Source organism: Bradyrhizobium sp. CCBAU 45321 (genome assembly GCF_028128975.1).
Taxonomy (GTDB): Bacteria; Pseudomonadota; Alphaproteobacteria; order Rhizobiales; family Xanthobacteraceae; genus Bradyrhizobium; species Bradyrhizobium yuanmingense.
This window is the reverse complement of the sequence record NZ_LFKZ01000017.1, coordinates 384,830-403,500: the sequence shown is the minus strand read 5'-3', so window position 1 is coordinate 403,500 and position 18,671 is coordinate 384,830. Positions and strand designations below refer to the sequence as shown.

Annotated in this window: 20 protein-coding genes and 1 other RNA gene; 10 read left to right on the top strand and 11 right to left on the bottom strand. The window is 65.1% G+C overall.

Annotated features, from left to right (window positions below; genetic code table 11):
- Window positions 1-59 precede the first annotated feature (59 nt).
- Window positions 60-572, top strand: coding sequence for a TIGR02281 family clan AA aspartic protease (locus tag ACM43_RS07930; RefSeq protein WP_271539494.1), 513 nt, complete (start codon window positions 60-62; stop codon window positions 570-572).
- A gap of 191 nt (window positions 573-763) precedes the next feature.
- Window positions 764-2,263 (top strand): phosphomannomutase/phosphoglucomutase, encoded by a 1,500-nt coding sequence (locus ACM43_RS07925; RefSeq protein ID WP_157283377.1) that lies wholly within the window; start codon window positions 764-766, stop codon window positions 2,261-2,263.
- A 167-nt stretch (window positions 2,264-2,430) separates the two neighbouring features.
- On the opposite strand, the gene ACM43_RS07920 is transcribed toward ACM43_RS07925, so the two are convergent.
- From ACM43_RS07920 to ACM43_RS07905, 4 genes are all read right to left on the bottom strand, one after another.
- Entirely contained in the window at window positions 2,431-2,940 is a 510-nt protein-coding gene (locus ACM43_RS07920; protein WP_025032510.1) for an Lrp/AsnC family transcriptional regulator, read from the bottom strand.
- Between the two features lie 97 nt (window positions 2,941-3,037).
- A complete protein-coding gene (locus ACM43_RS07915; protein ID WP_271539492.1) occupies window positions 3,038-3,955 on the bottom strand; it encodes a sugar kinase in 918 nt (305 codons plus the stop codon).
- 11 nt (window positions 3,956-3,966) lie between these two features.
- A complete protein-coding gene (nudC, locus tag ACM43_RS07910; protein ID WP_271539490.1) occupies window positions 3,967-4,908 on the bottom strand; it encodes an NAD(+) diphosphatase in 942 nt (313 codons plus the stop codon).
- Window positions 4,909-4,918: 10 nt separating this feature from the next.
- On the bottom strand, window positions 4,919-5,338 hold the full coding sequence (locus ACM43_RS07905; RefSeq protein ID WP_271539488.1) for an HIT domain-containing protein: 420 nt from the start codon (window positions 5,336-5,338) through the stop codon (window positions 4,919-4,921).
- Window positions 5,339-5,537: 199 nt separating this feature from the next.
- Here ACM43_RS07905 and ffs point away from each other — a divergent pair.
- From ffs to ACM43_RS07880, 5 genes are all read left to right on the top strand, one after another.
- Window positions 5,538-5,634, top strand: an RNA gene (gene ffs, locus ACM43_RS07900) — signal recognition particle sRNA small type.
- 94 nt (window positions 5,635-5,728) lie between these two features.
- A complete protein-coding gene (locus ACM43_RS07895; protein ID WP_271539487.1) occupies window positions 5,729-7,564 on the top strand; it encodes a DNA polymerase III subunit gamma/tau in 1,836 nt (611 codons plus the stop codon).
- 26 nt (window positions 7,565-7,590) lie between these two features.
- A complete protein-coding gene (locus tag ACM43_RS07890) occupies window positions 7,591-7,911 on the top strand; it encodes a YbaB/EbfC family nucleoid-associated protein (RefSeq protein ID WP_271539485.1) in 321 nt (106 codons plus the stop codon).
- A 1-nt stretch (window position 7,912) separates the two neighbouring features.
- Entirely contained in the window at window positions 7,913-8,515 is a 603-nt protein-coding gene (gene recR / locus ACM43_RS07885; protein ID WP_271539484.1) for a recombination mediator RecR, read from the top strand.
- A gap of 27 nt (window positions 8,516-8,542) precedes the next feature.
- Window positions 8,543-8,977: a hypothetical protein gene (locus ACM43_RS07880; protein WP_157283373.1), complete on the top strand. Its 435-nt coding sequence runs from the start codon at window positions 8,543-8,545 to the stop codon at window positions 8,975-8,977.
- A gap of 123 nt (window positions 8,978-9,100) precedes the next feature.
- On the opposite strand, the gene ACM43_RS07875 is transcribed toward ACM43_RS07880, so the two are convergent.
- The 3 genes from ACM43_RS07875 to ACM43_RS07865 form a co-directional block, all read right to left on the bottom strand.
- Window positions 9,101-10,462 carry an AmpG family muropeptide MFS transporter gene (locus ACM43_RS07875; RefSeq protein ID WP_271539480.1) on the bottom strand — a complete coding sequence of 454 codons (1,362 nt, stop codon included), beginning with the start codon at window positions 10,460-10,462 and terminating at the stop codon, window positions 9,101-9,103.
- 181 nt (window positions 10,463-10,643) lie between these two features.
- Window positions 10,644-10,946, bottom strand: a complete 303-nt coding sequence (locus ACM43_RS07870) for a GIY-YIG nuclease family protein (protein ID WP_271539478.1) — start codon at window positions 10,944-10,946, stop codon at window positions 10,644-10,646.
- Window positions 10,947-11,091: 145 nt separating this feature from the next.
- Window positions 11,092-12,291, bottom strand: coding sequence for a DNA recombination protein RmuC (locus tag ACM43_RS07865; protein ID WP_271539476.1), 1,200 nt, complete (start codon window positions 12,289-12,291; stop codon window positions 11,092-11,094).
- A gap of 169 nt (window positions 12,292-12,460) precedes the next feature.
- On the opposite strand from ACM43_RS07865, the gene def reads away from it, so the two are divergent.
- From def to truA, 3 genes are all read left to right on the top strand, one after another.
- Window positions 12,461-12,988 (top strand): peptide deformylase, encoded by a 528-nt coding sequence (def, locus tag ACM43_RS07860; RefSeq protein WP_157283369.1) that lies wholly within the window; start codon window positions 12,461-12,463, stop codon window positions 12,986-12,988.
- A gap of 136 nt (window positions 12,989-13,124) precedes the next feature.
- Window positions 13,125-14,048 carry a methionyl-tRNA formyltransferase gene (gene fmt, locus ACM43_RS07855; RefSeq protein ID WP_271539472.1) on the top strand — a complete coding sequence of 308 codons (924 nt, stop codon included), beginning with the start codon at window positions 13,125-13,127 and terminating at the stop codon, window positions 14,046-14,048.
- Window positions 14,049-14,167: 119 nt separating this feature from the next.
- Entirely contained in the window at window positions 14,168-14,905 is a 738-nt protein-coding gene (truA, locus tag ACM43_RS07850) for a tRNA pseudouridine(38-40) synthase TruA (protein ID WP_198399719.1), read from the top strand.
- Between the two features lie 173 nt (window positions 14,906-15,078).
- Here truA and dapE read toward each other — a convergent pair whose 3' ends face one another.
- From dapE to ACM43_RS07830, 4 genes are all read right to left on the bottom strand, one after another.
- Complete coding sequence (dapE, locus tag ACM43_RS07845; protein ID WP_271539470.1) at window positions 15,079-16,245, bottom strand: succinyl-diaminopimelate desuccinylase; 1,167 nt, start codon at window positions 16,243-16,245, stop codon at window positions 15,079-15,081.
- Window positions 16,242-16,847, bottom strand: a complete 606-nt coding sequence (locus ACM43_RS07840; RefSeq protein ID WP_271539468.1) for a DUF805 domain-containing protein — start codon at window positions 16,845-16,847, stop codon at window positions 16,242-16,244. The genes dapE and ACM43_RS07840 overlap by 4 nt, the downstream gene beginning before the upstream one ends.
- 148 nt (window positions 16,848-16,995) lie before the next feature.
- A complete protein-coding gene (gene dapD / locus ACM43_RS07835) occupies window positions 16,996-17,841 on the bottom strand; it encodes a 2,3,4,5-tetrahydropyridine-2,6-dicarboxylate N-succinyltransferase (RefSeq protein ID WP_271539467.1) in 846 nt (281 codons plus the stop codon).
- Between the two features lie 127 nt (window positions 17,842-17,968).
- Complete coding sequence (locus ACM43_RS07830) at window positions 17,969-18,661, bottom strand: pyrimidine 5'-nucleotidase (protein ID WP_157283363.1); 693 nt, start codon at window positions 18,659-18,661, stop codon at window positions 17,969-17,971.
- Window positions 18,662-18,671 lie beyond the last annotated feature (10 nt).

Genomic DNA, 18,671 nt, shown 5'->3' with positions numbered 1-18,671 from the left:
GCGCTCGCCGCCGGCCTCGTCGCGTGATGAAATCGAGCTTTCGGCTCGGAAGTGGTGTGATGCGTAACATTATGATCATCGCGGCCGTCATGATCGGCCTCGGCACCTTCATGGCGCAGATGGCGGACAAGATGAGCTCGGCTTCGGCCACGTCAGTGCCGCGCACGACGGTCGCAGTCGCCGCCACAGCGCCGGCCGGCGGCCGCAGCCTGGCCATTGCCCGTGACGCCCGCGGTCATTTTCAGACCGAGGGCCGCATCGACGGCCAGCGCATCGGCTTCATGATCGATACCGGCGCCTCCGTCGTTGCGCTGAACGAGACCTCGGCCGCCCGCTTTGGTCTCCGTCCCTCGCGCAGCGACTACAACGCCACCGTCTCCACCGCCAACGGCACCATCAAGGCCGCGCGAACCCGCATCGCCATGCTCGATGTCGGCGGCCTGATCGTGCGCGACGTCGATGCCATGGTGCTGCCCGACGAGGCGCTGTCGGAGAACCTGCTCGGACTCTCCTTTCTGTCCCGCCTGAAGCGTTTTGAATACGCCAACGGGCAGATGGTGCTGGAGCAGTAGAGGCACCCCGCGCCATTGCGCGGTCGTCGAATTCAAGAAGATATCATTGCTCTGGCCGCCGTCGCGGCACGTTTCTTCGTTACCAAACTGCCGCAATTATCGGCCATAAGCCTTCATTCCCGCCTTTCGCTGCGGCTTGGCGTTCGCTAAGCCTGCAGCAAATCCCGCCCCCTTTCCATGAGACCGAATCAATGTTCCCGAAGCCGAAATCCGTATTGTTGCCCAACACCTACGCCTTCGAATCCGAGCCGATGGTGAAGCCGACCGGCTTTCGCGAATACGACGCGCGCTGGTTGTTCCAGAAGGAAATCAACCTGATGGGTGTGCAGGCGCTCGGCATGGGGCTCGGCGCGCTGATCGCCGAGCTCGGCGTCCGCCAAGAGATCGTCACCGGCCACGATTTCCGCGGCTACTCGGCCTCGATCAAATACGCGCTGATCTCCGGCCTGATGGCGGCGGGCTGCAAGGTGCACGACATCGGCCTTGCGGTGACGCCGATGGCCTATTTCGCACAGTTCGATCTCGACGTGCCCGCTGTTGCGATGGTCACGGCCTCGCACAACGACAATGGCTGGACCGGCGTGAAGATGGGCGCCAACCGCCCGCTGACCTTCGGCCCCGACGAAATGACGCGGCTGAAGGAGATCGTTCTCAACGCCGAGTTCAAGAATAAGGCCGGCGGCTCCTACCAGTTCCACGAGAACTATCCGGCGCGCTACATCGCCGACCTCACCTCCCGCCCGAAGCTGACGCGCAAGCTCAAGGTGGTCGCGGCCTGCGGCAACGGCACCGCCGGCGCGTTCGCGCCGCAGGTGCTGGAAGCGATCGGCTGCGAGGTGATCCCGCTCGACACCGAGCTCGACCACACCTTCCCGAAATACAATCCGAACCCGGAAGACATGGAGATGCTGCACGCGATCCGCGACGCGGTGTTGCAGCACAAGGCCGATGTCGGCCTTGGTTTCGACGGTGACGGCGATCGCTGCGGCGTGGTCGACAACACCGGCGAGGAGATCTTTGCCGACAAGGTCGGCGTGATGCTGGCGCGCGACATGTCGGCGATCCATAAGGACGCGCAGTTCATTGTCGACGTGAAATCGACCGGCCTGTTCATCACCGATCCCGTGCTGCAGAAGCAGGGCGCGAAGACTGCCTATTGGAAGACCGGTCATTCTTACATGAAGCGCCGCACCAACGAGACCGGCGCGCTCGCGGGCTTCGAAAAGTCCGGCCACTTCTTCTTCAACAAGCCCTATGGCCGCGGCTATGACGACGGCCTGGTCTCGGCGCTCGCGATCTGCGACATGCTCGACCGCGCGCCCGGCAAGTCGATGGCCGATTTGAAGAACGCGCTGCCGAAGACCTGGTCGTCGCCGACCATGTCGCCGCATTGCGCCGACGAGACCAAATACGGCGTCATCGACAAGGTGGTGAAGCACTTCGAAGGCCTGCAGGCCAAGGGCGCGAAGATCGGCGGCCAGGCGATCCGCGACCTCGTCACTGTCAACGGCGTCCGCGTCACGGTCGAGGACGGCAGCTGGGGCCTGGTGCGCGCCTCCTCCAACAAGCCCGAGCTCGTCGTCGTGGTCGAGAGCCCGGTCTCGGAGCAGCGCATGCACGACATGTTCGAGATGGTGAACAGCGTGCTGCGCACGCATCCCGAAGTCGGCGAGTACAATCAGAAGATCTGATTGGTGACTGCCGCTGCGACGGCGGTGCGCTCCCTCGCCCCGTTCTTGCGGGGAGAGGGTTGGGGTGAGGGGCTTCTCTCCGCGGATTCGAATGTCGCGAGACCTGTACCCCCTCACCCGGATTGCTTCGCAATCCGACCTCTCCCCGCAAACGGGGAGAGGTGAACCTACGCCGCCACCACCGCCGGGATCGGCAGCGCCGTCACCGACTTGATCTTCTCCATCGCGAAGCGCGAGGTGACGTTCTTCAGCGGCACGGCGCTGATCAGCTTCTTGTAGAACACGTCATAGGCCTGCATGTCGGCGACCACGACGCGCAGCATGTAATCGACGTCGCCGGCCATGCGGTAGAACTCCATCACCTCGGGCATGGCACTGACGGCCTCGGCGAATCGCTTCAGCCAGGCATCCGAATGGTCGGAGCTCTCGACCGACACGAACACGGAGATCCCGAGCCCGATCTTGTTCTGGTCGACGAGGGCGACGCGCTTGATGATCACGCCGTCGGCCTCCAGGCGCTGGATGCGCTTCCAGCAGGGGGTCGAGGACAGGCCAACCCGGTCGCCGATCTCGGCGACGGAGAGGGAAGCGTCTTCCTGGAGGACCATCAGAATCTTGCGGTCGATGGCGTCGAGGCGGCGGCTGGTCTCGGGGATCTGGACGGCGACATCAGTCATTTGAAGAACTTTGTTCCATTTCAGGGGCAGATTTACCTGATATAGAGAAAATCCTTCCACGACAAGCCCATAATCTCGGCGCTTCCATGGAATCGCTCTACGGGCGATCGCGCAAAAACCCTTCAACTTCAACGCGTTGCGGGGCGGCCAGGCCGCCGCCATGGCGGGTGCATTTCAGCGCTGCGGCGGCCGTGGCGAATCGCATCGCTTCCCGCAACCCCTTACCCTCAGCGAGGCCGAGCGCGAACGCGCCATGGAAGACGTCGCCAGCGCCGAGCGTATCGACCGCCTGGACCGGGAAGGCTGGTGTTTCCTCCAGCGCGCCCGCCTGGTTCAGCCAGATCGTGCCGCGCGGGCCGCGGGTGACCGCGAGGAAGGCGGGCGTCAGCTCCGCCAGGCGCTTCAAGGCCGCGCCGTCGTCAGCGATGCCGGTCGTCTCCTGCAGCTGGGCGCTGGCGAACAGCAGATGCGAGGCGGCCGTGAGCAGGCCGTCCTGCAGCGCCATCGCGCGGTTGACGCCGACGATGACGGGAATGCCGCGCCGGCGTGCCTCGGCGCAAAGCGAGGTCGCGAACGCCGCACAGCGGCTTTCGACGAGCACCGCCTGACAATCGGTCAGCAAGGCGTCGGCCTCGGGTAGCCTCACGGTCCACAGCGCGGGATCGCGATAAATGGTGAGCGTCCGCTCGCCCGAGGGCTCGATCATGATCGCCGAGACCGGCGTGCTCAGGCCCGGCATGCGCACGATGTGCGTGCTATCGACGCCCTCCTGCGCCATCTGCGCGAGGATGAAAGCGCTCGACGTCTCCCGCGCATCACCCATCGGCCCCGCGAAGGCGAGGCGGCCGCCGAGCCGCGCCATCGCGATGGCAGCGTTGAGCGCGTTGCCGCCGCAGATCTCGGCGAGATGGCTGGCGTTCGCCTTGCTGCCACGTTCGGGCAAGGCCTCGACGCGCAGGATGAGGTCGCGCACCGGCATGCCGATGCAGAGGATGCGCGGCGCGGTCCCGGCCATCGTCGTTCGACTCAGCTGCTCTTGTCGTGCACCCAGCGGCCGAGCAGATGATGGGCGATGGCGAAGGGATGCGGACCGGCGAGCCCGTCAGGATGCGTCCGCGTCAGCATCTTCGCCGCCTCCTCGCGCGTGAACCAGCGCGCGTCTTCCAGCTCCATCCGATCGATGACGATGTCCTCGTTCAGCGCCTGCGCGCTGCAGCCGATCATCAGCGACGACGGATAGGGCCAGGGCTGGGTCATGTAATATTGCACGTCGGTGCAGCGGATCCCGGACTCTTCAAAGATTTCTCGGCGCACCGCGTCCTCGATGGTCTCGGCCGCCTCGACGAAGCCGGCGAGGCAGGAATACATCCCTGCCGGAAACTGCTTCTGGCGTCCGAGCAGGCACTTGTCGCCGGACGCCACCAGCATGATCACGACCGGATCGGTGCGCGGAAAATGCTCGGCCTTGCAACTCGGGCAGTCGCGCTTCCAGCCGCCTTCCTTCATGCTGGTGCGTACGCCGCAATTGGCGCAATAGCCGTGGCGCTGATGCCATCCCACCATCGACTTTGCCATCGCGACGGCCGAGAGCTCCTCGGGCGGGATCGCGCCCTGCATCGCCATGCCGCGCAGCTCGGTCACGGTATAATCCTCGCGGCCGACCAGCTTCTCGGCGGCGGCCTGCGACAGGCCCATGCCGAACACGGCCGCACCGTCGCGAAGCCCGAGGAACACCGTGCCGGGATTGGCACCGCATTTCAGCGCCTCGTCGATTCCGAGCAGCGCCCGCACCTTGTCGCCCTCGCGCTTCACCAGCAGCGAGTCGCGATAGACCACATAGGCGCGCGAGGACGGCTTCTGCTCCAGCGCGAACAGCTTTTCGTCGTCGCGGCGCAGATGCGCGGCGCGGTCGAGGACGTTGGTGACGAAGGCCGGCTGCCCCAGCGGAAACGCGTTGAATGCTGACATTATTGTTCTTTCAACCCAACCAGATCTTGCGGCGAAGCGCGCTGATGAAATTCTGAACCTCCGCGGCGTCATGCGCCAGCGGCGGCATCACGCCCCACACCGGCCGCGGCCAGGCCGCGTCACTGGTGCGGCGCGCGATGATGTGGACGTGCAGCTGCGGCACGAGGTTGCCGAGCGCGGCGATGTTGAGCTTGTCGCATTTGGTGATGTCCTTCAGCGCGCGCGAGACGCGGGAGATCTCCGTCATCAGCTGCGCCTGCTGCACCTCGTCGAGATCGATGATCTCGACCGTATCGGCGCGTCGCGGCACCAGCAGCAGCCAGGGATAATGCGCGTCCTTAATGACCAGCACCTTCGACAGCGGCAGGTCGCCGATATCGATAGTGTCCTCTTTCAGGCGGGAGTGCAGCGACCAGGCGGGTTCGGGCATGAAGGCTTCTCTGGATTGATTCTTACCGTCGCAGAGACCACGCCCCCAGACAACATCCGTATGCGCCATGGTCCTTATGCGCCGGACCCGGTGGGGCAGGCCGAATGAGGGCGAATTCGGCGCTGGAAGTCCCAAGCGCCGTCGGAACAGCCCCAGACCCCGCTTGCTTTCCGCTCCCTTTGGCCCCAAATAGGGACCGGGAGATTGGCGGTGGACGAGCCACTCGCCAACCGGGTCAGGTCCGGAAGGAAGCAGCCCTAACGAGGTCCGGATCGGGTCGCTCGTCAGTCTCCTACCTGTTTTCGAGCGAACCAGCGCCGGCGGCACCAGCCGCCAGCGCGCTCCTTTCCGCAAAAGCCGGCCAAGAGACATTTCATTGCGGATCGACCGATGACCGACGCTGGCGCCCCTCCCGATCCCGATAGCGCCGGCCAGGCCGGCAATGCGCCCTACCGGGTGCTGGCGCGCAAATACCGCCCATCTTCGTTCGATGATCTGATCGGCCAGGAGGCCGTGGTCCGCACCGTCTCCAATGCGTTCGAGACCGGCCGCATTCCGCAGGCCTGGATTCTCACCGGCGTCCGCGGTGTCGGCAAGACCACCACCGCGCGCATTCTCGCCCGCGCACTCAACTACGAGATGCCGGATGGATCGGTGAAAGGGCCGACCATCCACATGCCGACCCTGGGCGTGCATTGCCAGGCGATCATGGAAAGCCGGCACATGGACGTGCTGGAGATGGACGCGGCCTCGCATACCGGCGTCGACGACGTCCGCCAGATCAATGACAGCGTGCGCTATGCCCCGGCCAGCGCCCGCTACAAGGTCTACATCATCGACGAAGTCCACATGCTCTCGACGGCGGCGTTCAACGCCTTCCTGAAGACGCTGGAGGAGCCGCCGGAGCACGCCAAGTTCGTGTTCGCGACGACCGAGATCCGCAAGGTTCCGGTCACCGTGCTGTCGCGCTGCCAGCGCTTCGACCTGCGCCGCGTCGAGGCCGACGTGCTGATGAAGCACCTCGCCAGCATCGCGGCCAAGGAAAACGTCGAGATCGAGCCGGAGGCGCTCGGCATCATTGCGCGCGCCGCGGAGGGCTCGGTACGCGATTCGCTGTCGCTGCTCGATCAGGCCATTGCGCATGCGGCGGGGCAGGTGAAGGCCGATGCCGTCAGGCAGATGCTGGGCCTTGCCGACCGCACCCGCGTCATCGACCTGTTCGAGTCGCTGGCGCGCGGCGACATCGCGTCCGCCTTCAAGGAGTTCCGCGACCAATACGATGTCGGCGCCGATCCCATCGTCGTGCTCTCGGACCTCGCCGAGTTCGTCAATTTCGTCACCCGTGTGAAGGTTATCCCGGCGACCGCCGACAACGTCGCCTATGGCGAGACCGAGCGCGTGCGTGCCAAGGAGTTCGCCTCCAAGATCTCGATGCGCGTGCTGTCGCGGATGTGGCAGATGCTGCTTAAGGGCATCGCCGAGGTGCAGGCCGCAACGCGTCCCGCAGCCGCGGCCGAAATGGTTCTGGTGCGCATCGCCTATGTCGCCGACCTGCCGACGCCCGACGAAGCGATCAGGATGCTGGAGCAGAACGGCGGCGGCTCGCCGGTCGTGAACGGCGGAAGTAGCGCGCGCAGCGGCGCGCCCGCCGCGCCGGTTGCCTCCGCAGCGCCGATGTCGGCTGCGCCCGTGCGGATGCCGACAGCCTCGGCTCCAGCGTTTGGCGGTGGCGCCCGGCCGCAGATGGCGGCGCCCGCGCCGGATACGCAAGGGGCGGCGCCCCAGCTGCGCATCGCGAGCTTCACCCAGCTGGTTGCGCTCGCAGGGCAGAAGCGCGACATCATGACCAAGAGCGCGCTCGAAGGCGACATGCGCCTCGTCCGTTTCGAGGAGGGGCGGCTGGAAGTCGCGCTCGAGCCCAACGCTTCCAAGACCATGATCTCGGAACTTGCGAAGAAGTTCGAGCTGTGGACCGGCCGCCGTTGGACCGTGATCGTCTCCAACGAGCAGGGCCAGCCGACTTTGCGTTCGGTGAACCAGGCGGCCAAGCAGGAGCATGCCCGTACCGCGGAAGCCGATCCGCGCGTGCAGGAGGTGCTGTCGCGTTTCCCCGGCGCCAAGGTCGTCGAGGTCCGCAGGCTTGCTCCCGAGACCCCGGAAACCGATATTAACGCCGACTATGGCAGCGACGATCCGCCCGACGGTTCCGACGGCGACGATCTCTGAACCATTCTTTCCAAGGACACGCACCCATGGCTGATTTTCTCGGCATGATGAAACAGGCGGCGCAGCTGCAATCCAAGATGCAGGAGATGCAGGACCAGCTCGCCAACGTCGAGGTCGAAGGCATTTCCGGCGGCGGTCTCGTCGCCGTGCGCATGACCGCGAAGATGGACGTCAAGGGCATCAAGATCGATCCTTCGCTGATGAAGGCCGAAGAGCGCGAGGTGCTGGAAGACCTGCTCGTCACCGCCTTCGCTGATGCGCGCCGCAAGGCCGAGACCGCCATGCAGGAGAAGATGCAGGCCCTCACCGGCGGGCTCGGCCTGCCGCCGGGGCTGTTCGGCCAATAAAATGGGCGCTGTTGCAGGTCCCGAGATCGAGCGGCTGGTTCAGCTGCTCGCGCGGCTGCCGGGCCTCGGTCCGCGCTCGGCGCGGCGCGCGGCGCTGCATCTGATCAAGAAGCGCGAAGCGCTGATGATGCCGTTGTCGAGCGCCTTGCAGGTGGCGCTGGACAAGGTCCAGGTCTGCAAGACCTGCGGCAACATCGACACGCAAAATCCTTGCACCGTCTGCACCGATCCGAAGCGCGATCCGGCGATTATCGTCGTCGTCGCCGACGTCGCCGACCTCTGGGCGCTGGAGCGGGCCAATGCGACCCAGGGGCGCTATCATGTGCTCGGCGCGACATTGTCGCCGCTCGACGGCGTCGGCCCGCAGGATCTGACCATCGACGCGCTGGTGGCGCGCGCGCATGATTCGCAAGTGCGCGAAATCATCCTGGCGCTGAATGCGACGGTGGACGGCCAGACCACGGCGCATTACATCACCGACCTGCTTCAGGACGCCAATGTGAAGGTGACGCGGCTCGCCCACGGGGTTCCCGTCGGCGGCGAGCTTGATTATCTCGATGAAGGTACGCTATCGGCTGCGATGCGGCAGCGCACCCTGTTCTAGCCATCCAGACTTCACGGAACGGACGACATGACGAAACTTTTCGCCACACGCTTCGCTTTGGTCGCGACGATGCTGATGCTGGTGACCCCGGCCATCTCCGCGCAGCAGCGTGACGAGGCACCGCCGCCGTCCAAGCCCGGCAAGCCGATCAACACTGGCGACGTGCTCTCCGGCGAGCTGAACGCGATGAAGGTGCGCGACGCCAAGAACGGCAAGCGCGTCGCGACCTACCAGATCACGTCGGAACCGCGCCGCCTGCCGCCGCCGAACGGGCTGTGCAATCTCGAAACCGGCCCCGAGACGTTCCAGCTCGTCACCTCCAGCGAGGCGCAGGCCGCGCAGCTGAAATCCTTCGTCGGCAAGGAGATCTCCGTGAAGGTGGACGAGGTCGCCTGCGCCAGCGATCCCGGCCAAATGAGCGAGGCCGTGATCACGAAGTGGAGCCTGATCAAGAAGCAGTAGGGAGCTCCACTCCCTCGGTCGTCATTGCGAGGAGCCCTTGCGACGAAGCAATCCAGACTGCCTCAGCGGTGACAGTCTGGATTGCTTCGCTTCGCTCGCAATGACGAAAGAGAGAGGTGAGTCCTACACCCGCACCGGCCCCAGCGCCTCGAAATGCCCGCGCCTCTGCAAATACGCCAGCAGCATCAGGCTCGGGATGGCGACGAGGACGGAGATCGCGAAGAACATCGGCCAGCCCGTCGCTTTCGCCAGATAGCCTGCGCCCGACGACAAATAGGTCCGTCCCACCGCGGCGAGCGCCGTCAGCAGCGCATATTGGGTCGCCGTGTGCAGCGGGTTCTGGCACAGCGCCGAGAGATAGGCGACGAAGATTACGGTGCCGATGGCGTTGCAGAAATTGTCGGAGGTGATCGCGAGAGTCAGCGCCCATTCGTTGACGCCGACGAGCGCCAGCCACGAGAACGACAAATTGGACATCGCCTGCACGATGCCGCCGATCCACAGGCTGGTCGCGAGCGAATAGCGCCGGGCCACAAAGCCGCCGGCAAAGCCGCCGGCGAGGGTCGCGACGATACCGACGCCCTTGACGATCACGGCATAGTCGTTCCGCGTGAAGCCGATATCGATGACGAACGGCACGGTCATGTTGCCGGAAAACGCGTCGGTGAATTTGAACAGCACGACAAAGGCGAGCACGACCCATGCTTCCTTGCGTCGCAGGAATTCCGAGAACGCGCCCAGCGCCGCATGGAACACCCGCGTGAGCGCGCCCTCGTCCTGCGTGGCGGCCTCTGCGCGCGCGGATTGTGCGGGCTCGGTGGCGGCGAGCGCAGTCACCGTGCCGATCAGCACCAGAGCCGCCATCACTACATAGCCCCACATCCAGGCGGCGCCACGAGGAACGATCGCCTCGAAGCCGGTGACGATGAACAGGGCGCCTGCGGTCGATACCAACATGCCGATGCGATACGCGGCGACATAGGCGGCCATGCCGGCGGCCTGCTCGCTTTCGGGCAGGCTCTCGACGCGGAAAGCATCGACCACAATGTCCTGCGTCGAGGACATCGTCGCGACCAGCAGCGCGCCAAGCGCGACGAGCAGCGGCGATCGTGCCGGATCGGTCAGCGCCAACAGCAGAATCGCGCCGATCAGCAGCAGTTGCGAAAACACCAGCCACCCGCGGCGACGTCCGAAGGACTGCGTGAACAGCGGCACATGCAGCGCATCCACCAGCGGCGCCCACAGGAATTTGAGCGTGTATGGTGTTCCAACCAGTGCAAACAGCCCGATCGTTCCAAGATCGACCCCTGCTTCGGCCATCCACACCAGCAGCGTCGATCCCGACAGCGCCAGCGGCAGCCCCGAGGAGAAGCCGAGAAACAGCACGATCAGCACCCGCGGCTGCAGGTAAACGGCCAGGCCGTCGCGCCAGGAGGGCGAGGCGGCGGAAGTCGCGGCGGGGGAGGTCGCGTCGGGTGCGGTCATGGAGGGGTGTTAGCAGATTCTGGGGGAAATGACTCTTGCGAGCTCAGTGGGGCGGATGCTCTCTCCACCCTCTCGGTGTCATCGTCCGCGAAGGCGGACGATCCAGTATTCCGCGGCGTCTCGGTTCAATCACAACTGCTGCGGCGTACTAGATACCCCGCCTTCGCGGGGTATGACCGCCTTACGGTGGTCCGGCTATGCCAGGATAGAGATCATCCCAGTTTGGGTTATGCTGCTCGATCAAGCGGACCTTCCAGGCCCTGTTCCACTTCTTCAGCCGCTTCTCCCGCCTGATCGCGTTCTCGGGATCATCGAACTGCTCGAAGTAGACCAGCCGAACGACATCATACTTTTCGGTGAAGCTTTCGATGACCTTCAACTTGTGCTGCGCCACTCGGCGGACGAGATCGTTCGTCACGCCGATATAGAGCGTGCCGCCAATTCGGCTGGCGAGAATGTAGACGTAGTAAAGGCGTGCACCCATGTGACCATCTCACCGCCCTTATCGTCCGCGCGCAATTGCGCAGGGGGGCGGACGATCCAGTAACCACCAGCGTCTCGGTTCGATCACAACCGCCGCGGCGTACGGGATGCCCCGCCTTCGCGGGGCATGACAGTGTGCCCCAATCTCACTCCCCTGCCTGGAGCTTCCGCGGAAACAGCTCGGCCGCTCCCGTCGCCACCAGCCGCGGCGCCTCCGGCGCATCGCTCTTGCTGAAATCGAGTTCCTCGATGCGGCCTGCGCGCTTCTCGATCTTGTCGGCGGAGATCAGCACCTGGCGGACGTCCTCGCTCACGTCGGCGAAATGCTTCTGCAGCTTCAGGACGCGGTCGCGCAGTCGCCCCAAATCGTCGCCGAGCTTGATCACCTCCGTGCGGATCTGGTCGGCGGCATCGCGCATGCGCGCGTCCTTCATGATCTGCTGCATCACTTGGATCGCGAGCATCAACAGCGAGGGAGACACCAGCACGACGCGGGCGCGATAGGCTTTCTGGATCACGTCGTCGAAGCCGTCGTGGATCTCGGCGTAGACCGATTCCGACGGCACGAACATCAGCGCCATTTCCTGGGTCTCGCCGGCGACGAGATATTTTTCGGCGATGTCGCTGACATGCTTCATCACGTCGCTGCGCAGCCGCTGCGTGGCGACGCGTCGCTCCTCGTCGGTGCGGGCATCGTGCAGCGCCGTCATCGCCTCCAGCGGAAACTTCGCGTCGATGCAGAGCGGGCGCTGGTCGGGCAGGAACACGACGCAGTCCGGCCGTTTTCCGGTCGAGAGCGTGAACTGGAACTCGTAGGAGCCCTTGGGCAGACCGTCCTGGACGATCGCCTCCATCCGCGCCTGGCCGAAGGCGCCGCGCGACTGCTTGTTGGCGAGCACGTCGCGCAGAGTGGTCACCTGCGTGGTGAGGTCGGTGAGGTTCTTGTGCGCGTTGTCGATGATGCCGAGCCGTTCATGCAGCGCGCGCAGGCTCTCCATGGTGTTGCGGGTCGAATGTTCCATGGACTGGCCGACCCGATGCGTCACCGAATCAAGCCGCTCGTTGACCGCCCGCGCCATCTCGGCCTGGCGTCCCGCGAGCGCCTGGGTCATGGCGTCAACCCGCCCCGAGGCCTCGCTCTGGGCGCGCAGCACCTGGGCGAGGCGCTCCTCGAGCTCGTCGGCCCGGATCGCGTTCGCCATGGCGAGTTCCGCGCCACGCCGCCCCGAGCGCGCGATCACGACCGCAATCACAACCAGCAGGATGAGGACGAGCGCACCGAAGCCGATCAGCGCATCGACGATGCGCACCGGCCAGTCGCCCAGCATGACAATGATCTCGTTCATGCCGCCTTGTAGCCGATTCGCTGCACTCTCGCGAACGAAGAGGGAACATTCTGGGTTAACCGGCCCTTAATTTTCATGGTTAATGAAAGGTGAAGTTTTATGGTTAGCGAGGGGTTAACGGGTTCCGGGCCGCATTGACCGCATCCGGCGCGCGGCTTAAATCGCGGCCATGGCCCTCAGAGAAATCATCATCCTGCCCGACAAGCAGCTGCGCCTGGTCTCCAAGCCGATCGAGAAGGTCACGGCGGAGATCCGCAAGCTTGCCGACGACATGTTCGAGACCATGTACGACGCGCCCGGCATTGGGCTCGCGGCGATCCAGGTCGCGCAGCCGCTGCGCCTGATCACCATGGACCTCGCCAAGCGCGACGAGAACGGCGAGACCAAGCACGCGCCGCGCGTCTTCATCAATCCTGAGATTATCGCCTCGTCCGAGGAACTCTCGGTCTACGAGGAAGGCTGCCTCTCGATCCCGGAATATTACGAGGAGGTCGAGCGGCCCGCGAAGGTGCGCGTGCGCTTCACCGATCTCGACGGCAAGGTGCATGAGGAAGATGCCGAAGGCCTCTACGCCACCTGCATCCAGCACGAGATCGACCATCTCAACGGCGTGCTGTTCGTCGACTATCTGTCCAAGCTCAAGCGCGACCGCGTCATGAAGAAGTTCGAGAAAGCCGCCAAGCGCGCGGCGGAGTAGGCCTCGGCTCTCTCAGGTCGTTATGGCCGGCTTGACCCGGCCATCCACGCCTTGCTTGCTTTGTCGCCAAGACCGTGGATGCCCGGGACACGCCCGGGCATGACGGAGAACCAGAACTCTCACCGAACGCAGCTACATGCCCCTCCGCCTCATCTTCATGGGCACGCCCGATTTCTCTGTGCCAACGCTGCTCGAGCTGGTCGCTCATGGCCACGAGATCGCGGCGGTCTACACCCGCGCGCCGAAGCCGGGCGGGCGGCGCGGCCTGCAATTGCAGCCGACGCCGGTCGAGGAAGCCGCGCGAAAGCTGGGTATCCCCGTGCTGACGCCGAAGACGTTGAAGACCGAGCAGGCGCTGGCGGAGTTCCGCGCGTTTGATGCGGATGCGGCCGTCGTCGTCGCCTACGGCATGATCCTGCCGCAGGCGATCCTCGATGCGCCAAAACTCGGCTGCTACAATCTGCATGCCTCGCTGTTGCCGCGCTGGCGCGGCGCTGCGCCGATCAACCGTGCCATCATGGCAGGCGACGCCGAGAGCGGCGTGATGGTGATGAAGATGGATGTCGGCCTCGATACCGGCGATGTCGCCATGGCCGAGCGCATCGCGATCACGGACAATATGACCGCGCTCGACCTGCACGATCGCCTGTCCCGGCTGGGGGCCGACCTGATGGTGCGCGCGATGGCCGCGCTCGAACGCGGCGGGCTCCAGCTCAAGGCGCAGAGCGAGGACGGGGTCACCTATGCCGCCAAGATCGACAAGGCCGAGGCGCGGATCGATTGGAGCAAGCCGGCGCGCGCGGTGCTGCGCCACATCCACGGCTTGTCGCCATTTCCCGGTGCCTGGGCCGAGCTGGGGGATGCGCGCGTCAAAATCCTGCGTTGCGAATTGGCGCAAGGCTCCGGCGCGCCTGGCGAGGTGCTCGACGATCAGCTTACCGTCGCCTGCGGCGACGGCGCCATCCGCATCATCGAGCTGCAGCGCGAGGGCAAGGCCCGCATGCAGGCCGCGGACTTCCTGCGCGGCGTGCCGTTAAAGGCGGGATCCAAATTCACCTGACACTGTCATACCCCGCGAAGGCGGGGTATCCAGTACGCCGAGGCTTCTCGGTCAATCGGATAAGCTGCGGAGTGCTGGATTGCCCGCCTTCGCGGGCAATGACGACGAAACTGGACACGATGCCCCGCTACAAGCTCACCATCGAATATGACGGCGCGCCGTTCTTCGGCTGGCAGGTGCAGGACACGCTGCCGTCGGTGCAGGGCGCGCTCGAGGCGGCCGTGAAGGCGATGACCGGGGCGGATCTGCGCGTGCACGGCGCCGGCCGCACCGATGCCGGCGTGCATGCGCGCGGCCAGGTCGCCCATGTCGACGTCGACAAGCAGTTTCCGCCGGGCCGTTTTCGCGACGGGCTCAACGCGCATCTGCGCCCGCATCCGATCGCGGTGCTCGAGGCCGAGATCGTGCCCGACGATTTCGAGGCGCGCTTCTCGGCGGTTAAGCGCCACTACCGCTATCGCATCGTCAACACCCGCGCCAATCTCGCGCTCGATGTCGGCCACGCCTGGCGCGTGCCGCGCAAGCTCGACACTGAGGCGATGCATGCGGCGGCGCAGCGCCTGCTCGGCAAGCACGATTTCACCACGTTCCGCGACACCGAGTGCCAGGCCAAGTCGCCGGAGAAGACGCTCGACCAGCTCGACGTGATCCGCGATGGTCGCGAGATCAATGTCATCACCTCGGCACGCTCGTTCCTGCACAGCCAGGTGCGCTCGATGGTGGGATCCCTGGTCTGGGTCGGCGAGGGCCGCTGGACCGCCGACGATCTCTCCGCCGCGCTCAAAGCCCGCAACCGCGCCGCCTGCGGCATCGTCGCCCCGCCCGAGGGCCTGTATTTGATGAAGGTGGATTATTAGGCGAGCGGCGCAGAGAGCGGGCATGCTCTCGCCAAACCTCGGTGTCATGCCCCGGCTTGACCGGGGCATCCAGTACGCCGCGGCCTCTCGGCTCAATCACTGCCGTCTCTGGAATACTGGATCGCCCGGTCAAGCCGGGCGATGACGGTCGTGTTTGCGGAGGCAACAGTGCCTCAAGCAAAATACCGCGCCAAGATCCCGCGATACACCTTCGTCAACCTCTCCAAATCCGCCACCGGCACGCGTTCGTCGACCTGGTGCATGGTCTGCCCGACCAGGCCGAACTCGATCACGGGGCAATAGAAGGAAATAAACCGCGCATCCGATGTGCCGCCTGAGGTCGACAGCTCGGGCTTGCGTCCCGTCACCTCCTCGATCGCGGAGACCGCGAGATCGGTGAACGGCCCCGGCTTGGTCACGAACACGTTCGAGTTGGAGGGCTCCCACACGATGCGGGCCTTGATGCGGTTGCCGCAGGCTTTGGCGAGACGCGTCTCGACCAATTCACGCAAGCTCGCCTGGGTGTGGTTGTCGTTGTAGCGGATGTTGAATCTTGCGCGGGCCTCGCCGGGGATGACGTTGAAGGCCTTGTTGCCGACGTCGACCGAGACGAATTCGAGATTGGACGCCTGGAATTGCGCGCTGCCATGGTCGAGCGGCTCGTCGGAGATCGCGACGATCAGCCGCGAGATGTCCGGCACCGGATTGGAGGCGCGGTGCGGATAGGCGACGTGGCCCTGCACGCCGTCGACGACGAGCGTGCCGGATTGCGAGCCGCGCCGGCCGATCTTGATGGTGTCGCCGAGCGTCTCGACGTTGGAAGGCTCGCCGAGCACGCAGTGGTCGAATTTCTCGCCGCGCTCGGCGGCCCATTTGAGCAATTTGATGGTGCCGTTGATCGAGACGTCTTCCTCGTCGCCGGTGATCAGGAACGAGATCGAGCCCTTACCGTCGCTGCGCGGCTTGCCGCCGTTGGCGGCGAGATGCTCCAGCACCGCCGCGACCGAGCAGGCGATGCCGCCCTTCATATCGACCGCGCCGCGGCCATGCAGCACGCCCTCCTTCACCTCTCCGGAGAACGCCCCGACGCTCCAGGCGCTCTCGTCGCCGGGCGGCACCACATCGGTGTGGCCGGCAAAGGTGATGTGCGGACTTTCCGTGCCGATCCGCGCATAGAGATTGTCGACGTCGGCGGTACCAGGCTCGCTGAAGGTCACGCGGTGACAGGTGAAACCGGCAGCGCCCAGGATTTTTTCGAGCACCCCGAGCGCGCCGGCATCGGCCGGAGTGACTGAAGGGCAACGGATCAGGTCGCGGGCAATGGAGAGAGCATCGGTCATGCGCCCCGCTTAACATGCATGCCGCCGGGTGGGCTAGCATGGAGCGGGACAATTTCGATCTCGCGGCCCTGGTCCCAGCGTCTCGCAGGCGGCGTCAGCGAGGAGTCGTTCTGGGCCAACGGATCCGGACCGAACCGATTGGGCCCCCGGGTGCCGCGCAGGAAGCCGGTCTCGACGAAGCCGGCTAGGGGTAGGACGAAACAGGCCAGCGCGATGGGCGCTATCCAGTAACTGTCTGGAAGTCGCTCTTCGAACTGCTTGAACAGACCAGGCATCACGAAGTAGGCGAGCAGCCACCAGGCGGACTTGTCGCGGTCGTGGAGACGCTTGACGAAGGTCGCGGCGAACACCCACGTGAACAGTGGCGTGCCGATCAGCTTGGTCAGGACCAGCGGGAGATCGGCGCGCGACAGCGCGCGATAAGTGTCTGGGTCGAGCACCTTGAAGATGTCGCTGATCGAAATGGCGAACGAGCCGGCGCCGAACGCCACCGCGATTGCCGCCATGAAGATCATCCAGCAGAGGATGATCAGCCCGGCCAGCCAGAATTTGGCGCGGCCAATGCGCCCGTCGAAGCGGAAAAGGTACCGAGTCCAATCCATGCGAGTGGCTCCGGGCGGAACGGAGCCGCCCGGACATTGGTCGCCATGGAGAGTGGGTGGGTTCGATCCTAGCAGCGATTGGTGAATGGCGAATGGGGAAGAGGGTCCGCGCCCTATTCGCCACTGGCTACTCGCTGCTCGCCTTGCATCAATCCCGCAGCAGCTCGTTAATGCTGGTCTTGGAGCGCGTGCGCTCGTCGACGCGCTTGACGATGACGGCGCAGGCGGTGCTCGGGCCGATCTGGCCGTTCTTCATCGGCTTGCCTGGCAGCGCGCCGGGCACCACGACGGAATATTCCGGCACTTCGCCCATGAAGACCTCGCCGGTCTCGCGGTCGACGATCTTGGTCGAGGCGCCCAGGAACACGCCCATCGCCAGCACCGCGCCCTTGCGCACGATCACGCCTTCGGCGACTTCCGAGCGCGCGCCGATGAAGCAATCGTCCTCGATGATGACAGGCTCGGCCTGCAGCGGCTCGAGCACGCCGCCGATGCCGGCGCCGCCAGAAATGTGCACGCGCTTGCCGATCTGCGCACAGGAGCCGACGGTGGCCCAGGTGTCGACCATCGTGCTCTCATCGACATAGGCGCCGAGATTGACGAAGGACGGCATCAAGACGACGTTCTTGGCGATGAAGGCCGAGCGGCGCACCACCGCGCCCGGCACCGCGCGAAAACCGGCATCGCGAAAGCGGTTCGGACCCCAGCCTTCGAACTTCGAGGGCACCTTGTCCCACCAGCTTGCCTTGCCGGGGCCGCCGGGAATGACGTCCATGTCGTTGAGGCGGAACGACAGCAGCACGGCCTTCTTCAGCCATTGATTGACCTTCCACTTGCCGTCGCTGCCGCGCTCGGCAACGCGGGCCTCGCCCTTGTCCAGGGTCTCCAGCGCCTGGTCCACGGCCTCGCGCACCTCGCCCTTGGTCGAGGTCGAGATGCCGTCCCGCGCGTCGAAGGCGCTGTTGATGGTGGATTCGAGGGCTGCAAGGGACATCGTGATTTCCTCTGGGAAGCGCGTGGTTTCGCGAGAATTGGAGCGCTTTTTCGGGATTTGCAGGGGTGGAGTCAAGGCAAACTCCACTGTCGTCCCGGGCTCGCTTCGCGCCCCGGGATGACTTCGGTCATTGGGGCGACAGCCCCGCCAAAAACCCCGCCAGATCATCCGTGACGTGGTCGACATGGGCGGCGTCGCGGCCTTCCAGCTCCCAGTCCTCGCGCACCACCTCCTTGGTGCCGTCAGGCACCACCAGCACGGTGGTCATGCCGAGCTGGTGCGGGACAGTGAGGTTGCGGGCGAGGTCCTCGAACATGGCGGCGCGGGTCGGATCGACCGCATGCTGGCCGAGGAACTTGCGGTAGGTCTGCTCCGCCGGTTTCGGTTCGAACTCGGCGGCGATGATGTCGAACACGCCGTCGAAATGGCCGGCGAAGCCGAGCCGCGCCAGCACGGCATCGACATGGTCGACCGAGCCGTTGGTGAGGATCAGCTTGCGGCCCGGCAGCTTTGCGATGGCCGCGCCAAGCGCCGGGTTCGGCTCCAGCGGCGAGTGGTCGATCTTGTGGACATAGGCGAGGTAGTCGTCGGCGGAGACGCCGTGCAGGGTCATCATGCCGCGCATCGTGGTGCCGAAGCGGCGATAATAGTCTTTCTGGATCGCCCGCGCTTCCTCCGGGCCGACATTCAGCCAGTTGCAGACGAACTCCCCGATCCGCGCATCGACCTGCTGCCACAGATTGACGTGATGCGGATAGAGCGTGTTGTCGAGGTCGAACACCCAGGTGTCGACATGGCTGAAGCTGCGGGGTGGGCTCATCACAAGTCTC